The organism is Tabrizicola soli, from assembly GCF_015999335.1.
GTDB classification, from domain to species: domain Bacteria; phylum Pseudomonadota; class Alphaproteobacteria; order Rhodobacterales; family Rhodobacteraceae; genus Tabrizicola; species Tabrizicola soli.
Genome location: NZ_JAEACP010000008.1, coordinates 23,490 through 37,669, shown reverse-complemented (window position 1 = coordinate 37,669; position 14,180 = coordinate 23,490). Strand labels below are relative to the sequence as shown.

Sequence of the window (14,180 nt, the reverse complement as noted above, 5' to 3'; positions counted from 1 at the left end):
GGGCAATGCTGGGCCAGCTGATCCGCTTCGGCGGGGTGGGCGGCCTCGCCACACTTGCGCATGTGCTGGTCGCGCTGGCCGCCGGGGCTGTGCTTGGGTTCCAGCCGCAGGGGGCCAATCTCGCAGGCTTCCTTGCCTCGGTCCTCCTGTCCTACTTCGGCCATGCCCGCTTCACCTTTTCGCGGCGGGCGGCCTCGATCCCGCAATTCCTGCGCTTCGCGGTGCAGGCCATTCTGGCGTTGGCCACCAGCAGCGCGACCGTCGCGCTGGGGACTACGGTCCTGGGTCTTGGCCTGCCGGTTGTCATGGCAGCCGTCGCGCTTGTGGTCCCGGCCGCAAGCTATCTGGCGATGCGGTTCTGGGTATTCGATGGGCACGGGGAGGCCGTGCCGCTCCCTCTGGGCGATCTGATGCTCTGCGCATTGCTGGCGCTGGCGGTTGCGGCGGTGTTCTGGGACCGGCCCGCGAACCATGATGTCGCCTGGTATCTGGTTGCCTCGCGGGCCTGGCAGGCGGGGGCGGAGCTCTATACCGACCTGGTGGAGGTCAATCCGCCGCTGAATTTCTATCTCACCTTGCCGACGCTGTGGATCGCCGATGCGCTTGGGGTGAGCGACACGAACGGGCATTACCTCGCCGTGGCGTTACTGCTTTTCGCCAGCCTGACCTGGTCCGCAGCACTGCTGCGCCGGGACGGCGGGCTGACGCAGGGCCAAAGGGCGCTGCTTCTTGTGGTCACTTTCCTTGCCGTCATGCTCCCCTCGCTGAACGGTTTGGGTCAGCGCGACCAGACCCTGGTCCTGAGCTTCCTGCCCTGGGCCCTGACCGAAGCCCTGCCGCGCGGCGCGACACGGGCGAGCACGCTGGCCAGCGCGCTGTTCGCCGCTGTGGGCATGTGCCTGAAGCCGCACTTCGTTCTGCTGCCTCTTGCTGTAACTGCACTGAACTGCATTGAACGCCGCTCGCTCCGCCCGGTTCTCGCGCCCGCCAATCTGGTTTTCCTGTTGGCGGGCCTCGCCTACATCGCCTTCGTCCGGGTGCAGCATCCGGCCTATTTCACCGATACCGTCGCCCTTGCGCTGCAGGTCTACGGTGCCTATGCCAAGTCACTGTTCACCGTCCTGTCCCGCATCGACATCCTGCTGGGTCTGGTGGTCCTGACGTTTGCAGTTGCATGGCGCCGTCAAGGCATGGATCGTCCGGCGCGGGTCTTTGCCGCCCTCGCCGCAGGCGGCCTGGCCTCGTACCTGTTGCAGGGCACCGGGTTCAGCTACCACAAGGTTCCGTTCCTGGCCTTTTCCTCCATCGCCTGCTGCTTGATTTTGCTGCGCTCACGCGTTGCAACGGCTCAGGCTGTCCTGTCACTCGTCACCGTGCTGGCGGTCTGGCTGGGTGGTGTGCAGAAAGGGTTCTACCGCTACCCGGCCGTAACCGAAATCGTCGCGGCTGTGGAGGGTCTCGGGCCCTTCGACGGCGTGATCACCCTCAGCAGCCATGTCTATACCGGCCCTCCAGTGGCGCTGGCGCTCGGGACCAGTTGGGCCAGCGGGTATTCTTCGCAATGGCTGGTGCCCGGCGCGATCAACCGGCTGGAGACGCCCGAGTGCCGGGTCGCGCCTGACCATTGCGAGCCCCTGCGCCGGATCGCGGCCCGCAATCGCAGCGACATCCTCCGCGACATGAAGCGCAACCGGCCCCAGCTGATGATCGTCGACCGCAGTTCGGGTTATTTCGACCGGCCCGGCTTCGACTGGCTCGCCTTCATGGCCGGGAATCCGGCCTGGCCCCCGATCCTGGCCGAATACAGGCAGGTCGCAGCCACCGGGCGTTTCCTGTATTTCCTGCGCCACACTGAAAAAACCCCGCCGTGACATCACGGCGGGGGTCAAGGTGTCCCCCAGGCGGTCCAGGGGACAGGCGTGTTCCGTATGTTCAATGCGGGCGGCTGACGTCGGCCTCCATCTCGGCGCGAATCTGCTGGCGCAAAAGGTCGATGGGCACCATCTTGCCGTCGCGCTTGAAGTGCCAGTAGGTCCAGCCGTTGCACGAAGGCGCCCCCTCCAGCGCCGCGCCGACCTGGTGGATCGAGCCCTTGACGTCGTTGCCGATCAGCGTGCCGTCGGCGCGAACCTTGGCCTTGAAGCGGTTGCCGATCGAGAACAGCTCCTCGCCCGGCCGCAGCATGCCGCGTTCGACCACCTGGCCGAAGGGCACGCGGGGTTCCGCGCGTTTCGAGCCGGTGACCTCCAGCGCCGAGGCGTCGAAGCGCCGCACGCGTTCGACCCGCTCCAGGGCGACCTTGCGATAGGCTTCCTCGCGCTCGATCCCGATGAAGTCGCGGCCCAGCATCTTGGCGACCGCGCCCGTCGTGCCGGTGCCGAAGAACGGGTCCAGGACCACGTCGCCCGGATTGGTCGTCGCCACGATCACCCGGTGCAGCAAGGCCTCGGGCTTCTGCGTCGGATGCGCCTTGTCGCCGTTCTCGTCCTTCAGCCGCTCGTGCCCGGTGCACAGCGGGATCACCCAGTCCGACCGCATCTGCACGCCTTCGTTCAGCGCCTTCAGCGCCTCGTAGTTGAAGGTGTACTTGGCCGACTCGTCGCGGCTGGCCCAGATCAGCGTCTCATGCGCGTTGGTCAGCCGCTTGCCCTTGAAGTTCGGCATCGGGTTCGACTTGCGCCAGACCACGTCGTTCAGCAGCCAGAAGCCCTGGTTCTGCAACTCGGCCCCCAGGCGGAAGACGTTGTGATAGCTGCCGATCACCCAGATCGCCCCGTTCGGCTTCAGCACCCGCTTCGCCGCCGCCAGCCAGTCGCGGGTGAAGGAGTCGTAGGCCGCGAAGCTGGAGAACTGGTCCCAATGATCGTCCACCGCGTCGACCTTGGAGTTGTCGGGCCGGTGCAGATCGCCGCGCAGCTGCAGATTGTAGGGCGGGTCGGCGAAGATCAGATCGACGGAGCCCGCCGGGAGGGAGTTCATCACCTCCACGCAGTCACCCGCAAGGATCTGGTTCAGCGGAAGCGTTTCCGCCGCGGTCGTTCTGGTCGTCATGTCTCTGCCTCTGCGCCCGGCATCTGGTGTGCCGATGTTGTGCCAAAGCATGAGTCAGAGCCGATTCGGCGTCAAATTCTTTTTTGAATCAAGAGGTTACAGAAACATCTTGATACAAGATATTGTGGACGGGCCTGAACGAACGCCTATGCCAAGGGGTCACGCCAAGATCTAGAAGCGCGGTCAGATGGTCGGGCGTCGGGTATCCGGCGTTGGTTTCCCAGCCATAGCCGGGGTGCTGTTGCGCCAAATCCACCATGATCCGGTCCCGCGTCACCTTGGCCACGATCGAGGCCGCCGCGATCGACAGGCACAGCGCGTCGCCCTTCACGATCGCGGTCGCCGCGCAGGCCAGTCCGCGCGGAATCATGTTGCCGTCGATCAGCGCATGGTCCGCCGAAAGTGCCGCCACCGCCCGCTCCATCGCCAGGTGGCTGGCGCGCAGGATGTTCAGCTGGTCGATCTCCTCGACCGTGGCATGGGCGACGCTGACCTCGGCCAGTTCCATGATCTCGACGAACAGGGCCTCGCGCCTTGCTGCGGGCAGGACCTTGGAATCGTCCAGCCCCTTCGGGATCCGCGCCGGGTCCAGCCGCACCGCCGCGGCCGTCACCGGCCCGGCCAGCGGGCCGCGACCGGCCTCGTCCACACCCACCACGCGGACAATGCCACGAGAGAGGATTTCGGTCTCATGCAGGAAGCTGGGAGGGATGCGCGCCATATGGCAGCACTAGCGTGGATGCGCGCGCGGAAAAAGGGGGACGAAGGCTGCTCACCCCTCCGTCCCCCAAAGCGGGCGGGGTCAAGGGCAACCCCGCCCTGTTCCCTCAGCGCCCCGTGACGCGGAAGCCCGCGTCGCGCAGGCATTCGGCGCTGTAGACCCGGTCGTCGCGGCCGAAGATCCGGGCCCGGTTGGCGCAGTCGCGCGGCAGGCGGTAATCGAATCCCTCGCGCCGCATGCAATGTTCGGAGAACAGGGTGACCGACCGCTGCGCCCCGTCGATCGAGATGGCGCAGACCGCCGGCACGCGCGGTCGCTTCACGGAATGCGCCTTGCCGGGCCTGTCGTCGTCTTTCAGCTCATGTGCGATGGCGCCCACCACCAGCGCCGCGATCAGCGCCTTGGTCAGGTCATCCTTCTTGTCGGCCTTCGCCGGGATCGCCGCCCCCAGGACCAGCGCCAGGGCAAGCGCCCCGGCGGTCAGGGCGCTGGCAAAGCGGCGGGGCTGGATGCCACGCTCGGCCACCCCATGCGAGGCGATGCGAACGGCGGCGCTGCGGAACATCGGGGTCATGGCGGCCTCCTTCTGGCTTGCGGTCCTGCGACCTGTCGATCAAGCCTCGCGCCGAGATCCCGACGTAAGCAATATCGCCCCGGCGCTAGGGCATAACACCCGCCCATGCTGCGACTGTTATCCCATAGCAGCGCCGGAAAAATCGCCATGATATTGAATATCAGCGAATCCGCGAGCATCTTCGCCGCATCGGGGCCAGCCGCCCCAACCCGGAGCCGAACATGACCCGACTGCTTCTTTCCGCCGCCCTTGCCCTGGTCCTCGCCGGCCCGGCTGCGGCGGAATGCTACGCCGATTACAAGGCCAAGCGTGACGAGCCCCTCAAGCTGCATTACGGTGTGGCGCAAGTGTCGGACGGCAATTGCAGCCCCGGCGCCGCCGAAGGCGAACTTGCGCCCAGGCTGGCCGCCGATGGCTGGACCTTGCTGACCGTTCTGTCCACATTCGGCCCCGAAGGGCTTGAGGAAAGGAAAGCGAGTGCCGGAGCCTACTTCCTCCGTTACTGACAGTCTCAAGGCCGGCAACCGCGTGGTTGCCTTCGGAATTGCCGCCATCGTCCTGATCCTGCTGGCCGCAGCTCTGTTCCTGTTCCTGAACCTGCCCGACGCCAACGCCTTCAACGCGCGCGTCGAACGGCTGTTCGTCGAGAACAATGACCTGACCACCGGCGCCGAGATCAAGCTGCTGGAGATCCTGGCCCAGTCCGGCACCGCCTTTTCCGAGGTGCTGACCAGCTACCGCATGGTGATCTTCGTGCTGTTGCTGTTTTCGACCGCCATGCTGATTGCCGCGCTCGTCTTCCTGGTGATGATCGTGGCCCTGAACCGCCGGATCTCGGCGATCCAGCGCGCGGGCATCCAGGTCGCCAGCCTGATGATCAGCCGCGAGGCGAGGGCGGTCTATATCAACGACATGGAGTTCCAGCTGACCGAGGCCGCGCTCGAGACGCTTTCCGTCCTGGCCGAGGCACGGATGGACGACGAGGTCCTGACCGGCGCCCAGATCGAGGCGGTGATTTCCGGTCGCAACGAATCCGACTGCGAAGAAGCCGCCGGCGCGACCCGGGTCAAGCGCCTGCGCGACGCGCTTGGCAACCAACTGGTGTCCGAGCTTCTGGTCAAGACCATCGCCCGCCGCGGCTATGTGCTGGCGGTGGGCAAGGATACGATCAAGATGATCTGACAGCCCCAAAATGCAAAAGGCCGGATCGCGAGACCCGGGCCTTTTGGCGTGGGTGGTGAGCCGGACAGGATTCGAACCTGTGACCCGCTGATTAAAAGTCAGCTGCTCTACCAACTGAGCTACCGGCCCCACGAGGCGGCTGATTAGTGACGCCCGTGGCGGGGGTCAAGGGCAAAAACGTGCGGCACTGGCAAAACTTGGAGCTTGGGCGTATATGCCGGGGCATGATGGATAGTCTCTCGCAATCCGGCCTGCCGTTCATGAAAATGCACGGTGCGGGCAACGACTTCGTGGTGATCGACTCGCGCGGGCGCGGGGCGGTGATGACGCCCGGCCTTGCCCGGGCCATCGGCGACCGGAATCGCGGCGTGGGCTTCGACCAGCTGGCCGAGATCACTACCTCGGACAGCGCCGATTTCGGGTTGGTGTTCTGGAACAGCGACGGCTCTCAGGCCGGGGCTTGCGGCAACGCGACGCGCTGCGTCTCCGACCATGTGATGCGCGGGCTGGGGGTGGACCGGGTGACGCTGGTCACCGCGCGCGGGACGTTGCGGGCCGAGCGGCTGGCGGATGGACGAGTCTCCGTGAACATGGGACCCCCCCAGCGCGATTGGCGCGAGGTGCCGCTGGCGCAGGCGGTCGATACCCTGCACCTGCCCCTTGCGGGCGATCCGGTGGCGATCGGCATGGGCAACCCGCATTGCATCCGCTTCGTCCCCGATGCCGAGGCGGTGGACCTTGCCGGTGTCGGGCCGGGGCATGAACGTGACCCCCTCTTCCCGCAGCGCACGAATGTCGAGTTCGCCTCGCTGATCGGCCCCGACCACCTGCGGATGCGGGTGTGGGAGCGGGGGACGGGAATCACGCTCGCCTGCGGCTCGGGGGCCTGTGCCACGGCCGTGGCGGCGCATCTGCGGGGCCTGACCGGGCGGCATGTGGTGCTGGAGGCGGATGGCGGCACGCTGGAGGTCGACTGGCGCGAGGATGGCGTCTGGCTGACCGGCCCGGTGGCGCGGGTGTTCGACGGGGTGCTTTCGCCCGGGTTCGTGGCGGCGCACCGATGAACGAGGCCACGAAACCCCCGGTCTTCGCGACCCTTGGCTGCCGGCTGAATGCCTATGAGACCGAGGCGATGAAGGAACTTGCGGCGGCCGCCGGCCTGGGCCAGGCCGTGATCGTCAACACCTGCGCGGTGACCGGCGAGGCGGTACGGAAGGCCAAGCAGGAGGTCCGGCGGCTGGCGCGCGAAAATCCCGGCGCGGCGATCATCGTGACCGGCTGTGCGGCCCAGACCGAGCCCGAGACCTTCGCCGCCATGCCCGAGGTGACGCGGGTCGTCGGCAACCACGAGAAGATGCAGGCCGAGACCTGGAAGGGCCTCGCCGCCCCCGACCTGATCGGCGAGACCGAGCGGGTGCAGGTCGACGACATCATGTCGGTCCGCGAGACGGCGGGGCATCTGATCGACGGTTTCGGGCGGCACCGGGCCTATGTCCAGGTCCAGAACGGCTGCGACCATCGCTGCACCTTCTGCATCATCCCCTTCGGGCGGGGAAATTCCCGCTCGGTTCCGGCGGGGGTGGTGGTGGAGCAGATCAACCGGCTGGTGGACCGCGGCTTCAACGAAGTGGTGCTGACGGGCGTGGACCTGACCTCCTGGGGGGCCGACCTGCCGGGAGAGCCGCGGCTGGGCGATCTGGTGCGGCGGATCCTGAAGCTGACCACGGTGCCTCGCTTGAGGATTTCGTCGATCGATTCCATCGAGGCGGACCCGGCGCTGATCGAGGCGATCGCGACCGAGCCGCGGCTGATGCCGCACCTGCACCTGTCGTTGCAGGCAGGGGACGATCTGATCCTGAAGCGGATGAAGCGGCGGCACCTCAGGGACGATGCGATCCGGTTCTGCCGGGAGGTGAAGGCCTCGCGTCCGGAGATGGTCTTCGGGGCGGACATCATTGCGGGGTTCCCGACCGAGACGGAGGCGATGTTCCAGCAAAGCCTGGATCTGGTCGAGGAGTGCGGGCTGACCTTCCTGCATGTCTTCCCCTTCTCGCCCCGTAAGGGCACCCCGGCGGCGCGGATGCCGCAGGTCCGGGGGCCGGAGATAAAGGAACGGGCGGCGCGGTTGCGCAGCTTGGGGGCCCGGGTGCTGGGGGAGCATCTGGCGGGGCAGGTCGGGCGGGTGCATCGGGTGCTGACCGAGGGGAGCCGGGTCGGGCGGACCGAGGGGTTCGCGGAGGTCGCCTTCGCGGCGGATCAGCCGGAGGGGGCGATCCTGGAGGTCCGGATTGCCGGGCATGACGGGGCGCGGTTGTCGGCCTGAGGCTGTCCACGCGTGGCGGGGTTTCGAGTTCAGCGAAATCAATAGGTTGTCGGCGAGCGTTAGGGGTTCCTTTACTCTTGCAGTACCTGCTTGCCCGTGACCTGACCCTGGGGAAAGGGGTGCGGGTCTTCGGCGGCGTGTGGGTAGGGGCGCTTCGGAAATCGAGTGCTGGCGCGCGAGCCATTTCTCTCGTCTCTGGCCTGCGGCCAACCGGCTCGGGCGTTGGGGGTGCTTCGCCCGCCAAACCCCCGGAGGATATTCGCACCAGTGTGAGGGGGGACCGGGGGGGGCGGCGTGGCACGGTGCGCTGTAGCGCACCCTACGAGGGGTCAGGTGAGGGCGACGAGGTGGTTGTCCCATTGCGTCGGGTTGGCGGTGAGGGGGGTGAGGGCATCGTCGCTGGCGGACCAGATCGCACCGTTGCCGTCGGTGACGGTGAAGGCATCGCCGCTGGCCGCCGCGCCGCAGAGATCGGGACGGTGGTGGGTGGCCCGGTGGCTGCCGCCCGTGTCGAAGAGCATCAGCGCGCCACCCCTGGGGGAGGTGATCAGGATGCGCTCTGCCGTGGTGGCGATGGAGCCGGCGTAGCCTTGCATCGTGAAGGCCTCGGCCTCGGGCGGGGCGCAGAGGACGGCGGCGCTGCCGGGGGTCCAGAGGCCGAGCTGCGGCACGGGTTCGGCGGGGTCGCCCTCCCATTGCATGGCGAAGGCGATGGTGTCGCCGTGCAGGGCGAGGTGGCGGATCGAGTTCTGGCGGAGGTCGGCAAGCTCGATCTGGTCGAGGAGAGCGCCCTCGGCGGACAGGAGCGTCAGGTTCGGCCGCATGTCGGGGATGTTCAGCTTGGCGCGGTCCACCGGATCGGTCTGGATCCCGCCATTGGCGACGGCAAGGCGGCCGTCGGCGAGGCGCTTGATCTCATGCGGACCGATGCCGTGGCTGGGCCAGTCGGTGAGGCGGCTGTAGCGCGCGGTGTCCCAGAGGCCGATCCGGCCCTCGGAGGTCTCGGCCACGACTTCGGAGGTCATCAGGAGCGTGCCGTCCAGCGTATAGGCGCCGTGGCCGTTGAACTGCATGCCGTCGGGCGGGGTCAGCCGGTGGCGGGTCTCGCCGGTGGCGCAGTCGATCACCAGGGCGAAGGTGCCGGGGCGGCGCGCGAAGGCCACGGCCTCGGCCATCTTGGGATGGGCGGCGGCGGCGTGGCCGCGGCCGGGGAGGGGAAGCTGGAAAAGCGATTCGCCGCGGGCGGTGAGGCCGTGCAGGAAGAAGTCCTCTCCCTGTTTGCCGGCGGCGAGGAAGGCGGGTGCGCCGACATCGGCCCAGGTGAGGCGCGGGGTCAGGCTGGCGGCCAGGGTGGCGAGAAAGGCGCGGCGTTGCATCAGTCACCATCCTGCGAGTTGAAGCCGAGTTCCACCCCAAGGGCGGGGCCGAGTTCCGCAACGGCGGTGTCGCGGGCGGCACGGACCGCCTGTTGCAGGATCTCCAGCTTCAGCCAGCCCTGCGGGTCGGCGATGCTGTCGATGCTCTCGATCCCCCGGGCGAGGGTGATGGCGCGGTCGAAGGCGGCGAGAGTCTTCGGGCTGTCGGGGTTCAGCTTCTGCGTCAGGTCGCGCAGGGCCTGGAGCGAAAGGGTGATGTTCTGCATCCCGCGCCCTGCGGCATGGCCCTGGGCCAAGTCGGGGCGGGGCTTGTCGAATGTGGCGAGCGGGCGGCCGATCTGGCGGTCGGCGATGAATTCGAGGCCGGTGGCCAGTTGGGTGAAGAGGGCCTGGGTGGCCTCTTCCGGTTTCAGGAATTTCTCGTTGCCGGGCTGGCCGGCGGTGAGGAGGAGATCGCCGAAGGGAAGCCAGTCGCGGGTAAGCTCGTCACCCATGCGGGCAAGGTCGTCGGCGGTGGCCTGGATCAGCGGACAGGGATCGGCGGGCAGGGTCCCGGTGGGGTAGAGCAGGCGCTCGAGCCCGGAGAGGCCGCGGGCGGCGACGGAGTGCTGGGCCATGGCCTCGGGTGTCAGGGGGGTGCCGGTGAGGAGGGCGGCCTGCGCCTTGGCGCCAAGGCCCTTGGGGTCGGGCCAGTAGAGGATGGCGAGGGAGCGGCCTTCCGCCTCGGCCGGGCCGAGATGCAGGTGGGCGACCTGCATCCAGGCGTCATAGGCGGCGTGGAAGGCGGGGCGCAGGGTGTCGGGGTTGCAACCGTCGATGGTGGCGAGGGTGGCGGCGGCCTTGGCGAAGGCGTCATAGCCGGGACGGGCGTGGTCCTGCACCACAGCGGAGGTATCGGCGGCGGCGGGGGCGGCGAGGAGGAGGGTGAGGGCCAGCGCGACGGGACCCCCCGCCCCGGCCCTCCCCCACGCGGGGGGAGAGAGGCGCGGGATGGCGGGCGGTGCGATCATCTGGTGGGCGTTGCGCATCAGAGGGACTCCAGGAAGGCGACGAGGGCTTGGCGGTCGGGGGTGGGCAGGGCGGCGACGGCGTCGCGCTGGGGCTGCGCCTCGCCGCCGTGCCAGAGGATGGCCTCGAGCAGCGAGCGGGCGCGCCCGTCGTGCAGGTATTCGGTATGGCCGGAGACCTGGGCAGTCAGGCCGATGCCCCAGAGCGGCGGGGTCTTCCACTCGGTCCCTGTGGCGCGGCCTTCGGGGCGGTGATCGGCGAGGCCCTCGCCCATGTCGTGCAGGAGAAGGTCGGTGTAGGGCCAGATCAGCTGGAAGCTTTGTTCGGGCTGGCCGTCGAGCCGGTGGGTGACATGCTTCGGCCTGTGGCAGCCCTGGCAGTTCAGGTTGTAGAATATTTCCTTGCCCCGCAGCACCTGCGGGTCGTCGACGTCGCGCCGTTCCGGCACGCCGAGGTTCCGGGCGTAGAAGGTGACGAGGTCGAGGGAGGGGCCGTCGACCTCGAGCCCGTCGCGGACCTGCGGCTCCTGGCCGTGCGGGGCGTCGATGCAGGCCTGTTCGGAGGCGGTGCAGTCGCCCCAGGGGTCGCGGTGGAGGGGGGTGGAGAGGCCCATATCGCCGGCGAAGGCCCCGGCGGATTGTTCCTTGACCGTGGGCGCGCCGCCCTTGAAGCCGAAGCGGCCGAGCATCGGGGTGCCGTCTTCGACGGAGGGAACGATCTGCGGGCGGCCGGAGATGCCGTCGCCGTTCCGGTCGCCCTCGTCGGCCAGGGCCAGGATGTCGGCGGCGGGGATGGCCTCCAGAAGGCCGAGGCCGATCATCTGCGGTGCGACGCGGGGGGAGATCAGGAGGCCTTCGGCCGGGGGGCCGTAGGCGGGGTCGGCGAAGGCGTAGCTGGGGGTGCGGAGCGGGACGGTGGTACCGTCGGCGAGGGCGACGGGGGTCTCGGTCCAGGTCACGTCCATCCGGCCCTCGGCGGCGTGGCCGGGGGCGGCGAGGTCCTGGAGCTGGCCGCCGTAGGTCGGATCGGGTTGGGTGGCGATCCAGTCGGCGATGCCTTCGGGCGTGGGGCCGCCGAGGGTGGAGAGGCGGAGGAACATCGAGACGCGGGAGGCCTCGGGCGTGGGGGGCGTGTGGCCGCGGCCGTCCTTCAGGTGGCAGTCCTGGCAGGCGCGGGCGTTGTAGAGCGGGCCGAGGCCGTCGGAGGCGAGGGTGGAGGAGGGCGCGGCGACCCAGGTCTTGCGGAAGAGCGCGTTGCCGAGCTTGAAGTCCATCTCGCGCTCGAACGGCATGTTGGCGGAGTGCTGGCCGAAGGCGTCGGCGGTGGCGATGGCGCGGACGGTGGCGGCGCCGGCGGGCTTGGCCTCGAAGGGCTCGGGCCGGGTGAAGTCGGCGGGGGGCGCGAGGACGGCGGCGATCTTCGCGGTTTCCTCGGCTGTGCGGGGGATGACGGGGAGGTGGCGGTCGTCCAGGCTTTGCGCGAGGGCGGGAGCGGCGGTCAGGCAGAGGAAAAGGGCGAGGCGCATGGAGGACTCCTTGGGGCGGAGTCATACTCCCGAGTTCTTGAGTGTTTCAATCGGAAAATGTGGGTGGGATTGTGCGCGTGCCGGACCCGTTCGACAGGGCCAAGCCGCCGAGTACCCGGCGACGGCGGGGGGCGGGACCGCAATGGGGCTTCTGGCCGTGGCGTGCCGGTAGCCGGACGGAAGCGGCGAAACGGCCGGGCTGCGCCTTGGAGAGGTGCGCTGTAGCGCACCCTGCGGCGGGTGGGCTATTCGGCCTTGCTGGCGGGTTTCGCGTTCAGGAGGCCGTAGCGTTCGGCGCCGAGTTTGTCGAAAAGGCCGAGCTGGGTCTCGAGATAGTCGATATGGCCCTCCTCATCCGCCAGCAGGTCGTCGAACAGCGCGCGGGAGACGTAGTCGCCGACCTGATCGCAGTGCTGCCGCGCCTCGATATAGAGGTTGCGGGCGTCGTGCTCGGCGGCGAGGTCGGCCTCCAGCGTCTCGCGGACGGTCTGGCCGATGCGCAGCGGGTCGAGCTTCTGCAGGTTGGGGTGGCCTTCGAGAAAGATGATCCGGGCGATGAAGCGGTCGGCGTGGTGCATTTCCTCGATCGATTCGGCGCGGGACTTGTCGGCGAGATGGCCGAAGCCCCAGTCCTCTTGCAGGCGGTAGTGCAGCCAGTACTGGCTGACGGCGGTCAGTTCGGACCGCAGGCCCGCGTTGAGGTACTCGATGACTTTCGCGTCGCCTTTCATGGTCAATCCTTTCGCTGTTTCGGGACCAGTGCCTGGCTTCGGCCGCGTGGGCCGTGACTTGAAGTTGTGCAGAAAGGCTATGGCCGCCGCCCGAGTCTGTCCAGTTCAATGCCCGAAGGGCAGGAAAGGTTCCGGGACGGGTGTGCGGCTATTCGGCGGCCAGCAGATGCAGGCGGTGGAGGGAAGGCGGCACCTCGTCCCTGCCGGGTACGCGGAAATTCTGGTTCGCCCGCATCGTGTCGAGGAACAGCGGCAGGCAGCCGCCGCAATCGGCGCGCTTGCCGAGGGCGCGGTAGATTCTGCCGGGGGTGATCACGGTGTCGGCGTCGGCGGCGCGCATCCAGTCCACCGCGGCGCGGATCTCGTGATCGGTGATCGACTGGCAGTGGCAGATCATCATTGGAAGACGGCCTCCGGGCTGTCCAGGCTGTCCGAGCCTTCGAAATCGACCTTGGAGAGGCCGAGTGCGGTGACGGCGCGGTCGATCGAGGCGGTCTGGGTGACAAGCGCGTTGACGGCCGCCATGATCAGCGCCTCGCCTTCCGCATTGCCGGGAGCGATGAGCGTGTCGAAGGTGCGGCCGGAGTCGCCTGCGTCCTTCAGGGCTTGCAGGGCGGCGACCGAGGCGTCGAGTTCGGCCTTCAGCTGCGTGTGCACGCCGGGCTCGGCGGCGGCGACCAGATCGGCCAGCGAGGGGCCCGCAAGGACCGAGCCGTCGGTCCGGGTGTAGCTGCCGAGATAGACGTTGCGGATGCCGAGACCGTCGTAGAAGTGGCTGTTGTGGGTGTTGTCCGAGAAGCAGTCATGCTCCTCCTCGGGGTCGTTCAGCATCAGGCCCAGCTTGGTCCGCTCGCCCGCGAGTTCGCCATAGGAGAGGCTGCCCATCCCGGTGAGCATCGCCAGAAGTCCGGCTTGCGGGTCGGTGGTGACGGCGGCGCGGGCCGGGCCGTCCGTGTCCCAGTTGTCCACCATCTCGGTCAGGTCGGCGACCAAGAGGTCGGTCGCGGCCTGCAGATAGGCGGCGCGACGGTCGCAGTTGCCGCCGGTGCAGGCGTCGCCCGTGGCGAAGTCGGTGAAGGGCCGCGCGCCCGCGCCGGGTTCGGTGCCGTTCAGGTCCTGTCCCCAGAGCAGGAATTCGATGGCGTGGTAGCCGGAGGCGACGTTCGCCTCGATCCCGTCGGCCTCGTGCAGGGTCTCGGCGATCAGCGCGGGGGTGATGGCGGTGGCGTCGATCTCGTTGCCGGACAGGGTGAACGTCGGCGTGGCGACGACGTTCAGCGTGGCGAGCTGGTTCTCCTCATTGCCGTAGCCGGCGCTGACATAGTCGATCAGCCCCTCGTCCAGCGGCCAGGCGTTCACGCGGCCTTCCCAGTCGTCGACGATCGGGTTGCCGAAGCGGAAGGCCTCGGTCTGCTGGTAGGGGACGCGGGCGGCGAGCCACGCCGTTTTCGCGGCGGCCAGGGTTTCGTCCGAAGGCGTGGCGATCAGCGCGGCGACGGCCCGTTGCAGGGCCTGCGCGGTGGTCAGGCTGTCCTGATAGCCGGCAAGGGCGAGGTCGGCATAGTGCGTCGTCACCTCCTCGGGCGTGGCGGCGAGGGCCGGCGCCGCGACGGCGGTCAGGAGGAGCGTGGAAAGCAGGCGCATGGGTCGTCCTTCGGCTGGGATGCCGAATATCTGACGAAAATGCTT

Annotated in this window: 14 protein-coding genes and 1 tRNA gene; 5 read left to right on the top strand and 10 right to left on the bottom strand. The window is 68.4% G+C overall.

Features of this window, described 5'->3' with window-relative positions; translation table 11 throughout:
- Positions 1-5: 5 nt before the first annotated feature.
- The gene (locus I7S92_RS08610; protein ID WP_197643094.1) at positions 6-1,871 is read left to right on the top strand and encodes a GtrA family protein; all 1,866 of its coding nucleotides are present in this window, start codon (positions 6-8) and stop codon (positions 1,869-1,871) included.
- Positions 1,872-1,932: 61 nt separating this feature from the next.
- On the opposite strand, the gene I7S92_RS08605 is transcribed toward I7S92_RS08610, so the two are convergent.
- The 3 genes from I7S92_RS08605 to I7S92_RS08595 form a co-directional block, all read right to left on the bottom strand.
- Entirely contained in the window at positions 1,933-3,051 is a 1,119-nt protein-coding gene (locus I7S92_RS08605) for a site-specific DNA-methyltransferase (protein ID WP_197643093.1), read from the bottom strand.
- An 88-nt stretch (positions 3,052-3,139) separates the two neighbouring features.
- Complete coding sequence (gene rnhB / locus I7S92_RS08600; RefSeq protein ID WP_197643092.1) at positions 3,140-3,772, bottom strand: ribonuclease HII; 633 nt, start codon at positions 3,770-3,772, stop codon at positions 3,140-3,142.
- A gap of 106 nt (positions 3,773-3,878) precedes the next feature.
- Positions 3,879-4,346 carry a hypothetical protein gene (locus tag I7S92_RS08595; RefSeq protein ID WP_197643091.1) on the bottom strand — a complete coding sequence of 156 codons (468 nt, stop codon included), beginning with the start codon at positions 4,344-4,346 and terminating at the stop codon, positions 3,879-3,881.
- Between the two features lie 221 nt (positions 4,347-4,567).
- On the opposite strand from I7S92_RS08595, the gene I7S92_RS08590 reads away from it, so the two are divergent.
- Complete coding sequence (locus I7S92_RS08590) at positions 4,568-4,852, top strand: hypothetical protein (RefSeq protein ID WP_197643090.1); 285 nt, start codon at positions 4,568-4,570, stop codon at positions 4,850-4,852.
- Complete coding sequence (locus I7S92_RS08585) at positions 4,824-5,528, top strand: winged helix-turn-helix domain-containing protein (RefSeq protein ID WP_197643089.1); 705 nt, start codon at positions 4,824-4,826, stop codon at positions 5,526-5,528. The genes I7S92_RS08590 and I7S92_RS08585 overlap by 29 nt, the downstream gene beginning before the upstream one ends.
- A gap of 53 nt (positions 5,529-5,581) precedes the next feature.
- Here I7S92_RS08585 and I7S92_RS08580 read toward each other — a convergent pair.
- Positions 5,582-5,657: transfer RNA gene (locus I7S92_RS08580), tRNA-Lys, on the bottom strand.
- A 95-nt stretch (positions 5,658-5,752) separates the two neighbouring features.
- On the opposite strand from I7S92_RS08580, the gene dapF reads away from it, so the two are divergent.
- The gene (gene dapF / locus I7S92_RS08575; protein WP_197643088.1) at positions 5,753-6,592 is read left to right on the top strand and encodes a diaminopimelate epimerase; all 840 of its coding nucleotides are present in this window, start codon (positions 5,753-5,755) and stop codon (positions 6,590-6,592) included.
- Positions 6,589-7,851, top strand: a complete 1,263-nt coding sequence (gene mtaB, locus I7S92_RS08570; protein WP_197643087.1) for a tRNA (N(6)-L-threonylcarbamoyladenosine(37)-C(2))-methylthiotransferase MtaB — start codon at positions 6,589-6,591, stop codon at positions 7,849-7,851. The genes dapF and mtaB overlap by 4 nt, the downstream gene beginning before the upstream one ends.
- A 329-nt stretch (positions 7,852-8,180) precedes the next feature.
- On the opposite strand, the gene I7S92_RS08565 is transcribed toward mtaB, so the two are convergent.
- From I7S92_RS08565 to I7S92_RS08540, 6 genes are all read right to left on the bottom strand, one after another.
- Positions 8,181-9,230, bottom strand: coding sequence for a DUF1513 domain-containing protein (locus I7S92_RS08565; RefSeq protein WP_197643293.1), 1,050 nt, complete (start codon positions 9,228-9,230; stop codon positions 8,181-8,183).
- Positions 9,227-10,255, bottom strand: coding sequence for an imelysin family protein (locus I7S92_RS08560; RefSeq protein ID WP_197643086.1), 1,029 nt, complete (start codon positions 10,253-10,255; stop codon positions 9,227-9,229). Before I7S92_RS08560 ends, I7S92_RS08565 begins: the two co-directional genes overlap by 4 nt.
- A complete protein-coding gene (locus tag I7S92_RS08555) occupies positions 10,255-11,760 on the bottom strand; it encodes a di-heme oxidoreductase family protein (RefSeq protein ID WP_197643085.1) in 1,506 nt (501 codons plus the stop codon). Before I7S92_RS08555 ends, I7S92_RS08560 begins: the two co-directional genes overlap by 1 nt.
- A 245-nt stretch (positions 11,761-12,005) precedes the next feature.
- On the bottom strand, positions 12,006-12,491 hold the full coding sequence (gene bfr, locus I7S92_RS08550; RefSeq protein ID WP_197643084.1) for a bacterioferritin: 486 nt from the start codon (positions 12,489-12,491) through the stop codon (positions 12,006-12,008).
- A 148-nt stretch (positions 12,492-12,639) separates the two neighbouring features.
- Positions 12,640-12,891, bottom strand: coding sequence for a (2Fe-2S)-binding protein (locus tag I7S92_RS08545; protein WP_197643083.1), 252 nt, complete (start codon positions 12,889-12,891; stop codon positions 12,640-12,642).
- Positions 12,888-14,135 (bottom strand): imelysin family protein, encoded by a 1,248-nt coding sequence (locus I7S92_RS08540; RefSeq protein ID WP_197643082.1) that lies wholly within the window; start codon positions 14,133-14,135, stop codon positions 12,888-12,890. Before I7S92_RS08540 ends, I7S92_RS08545 begins: the two co-directional genes overlap by 4 nt.
- Positions 14,136-14,180: the final 45 nt, after the last annotated feature.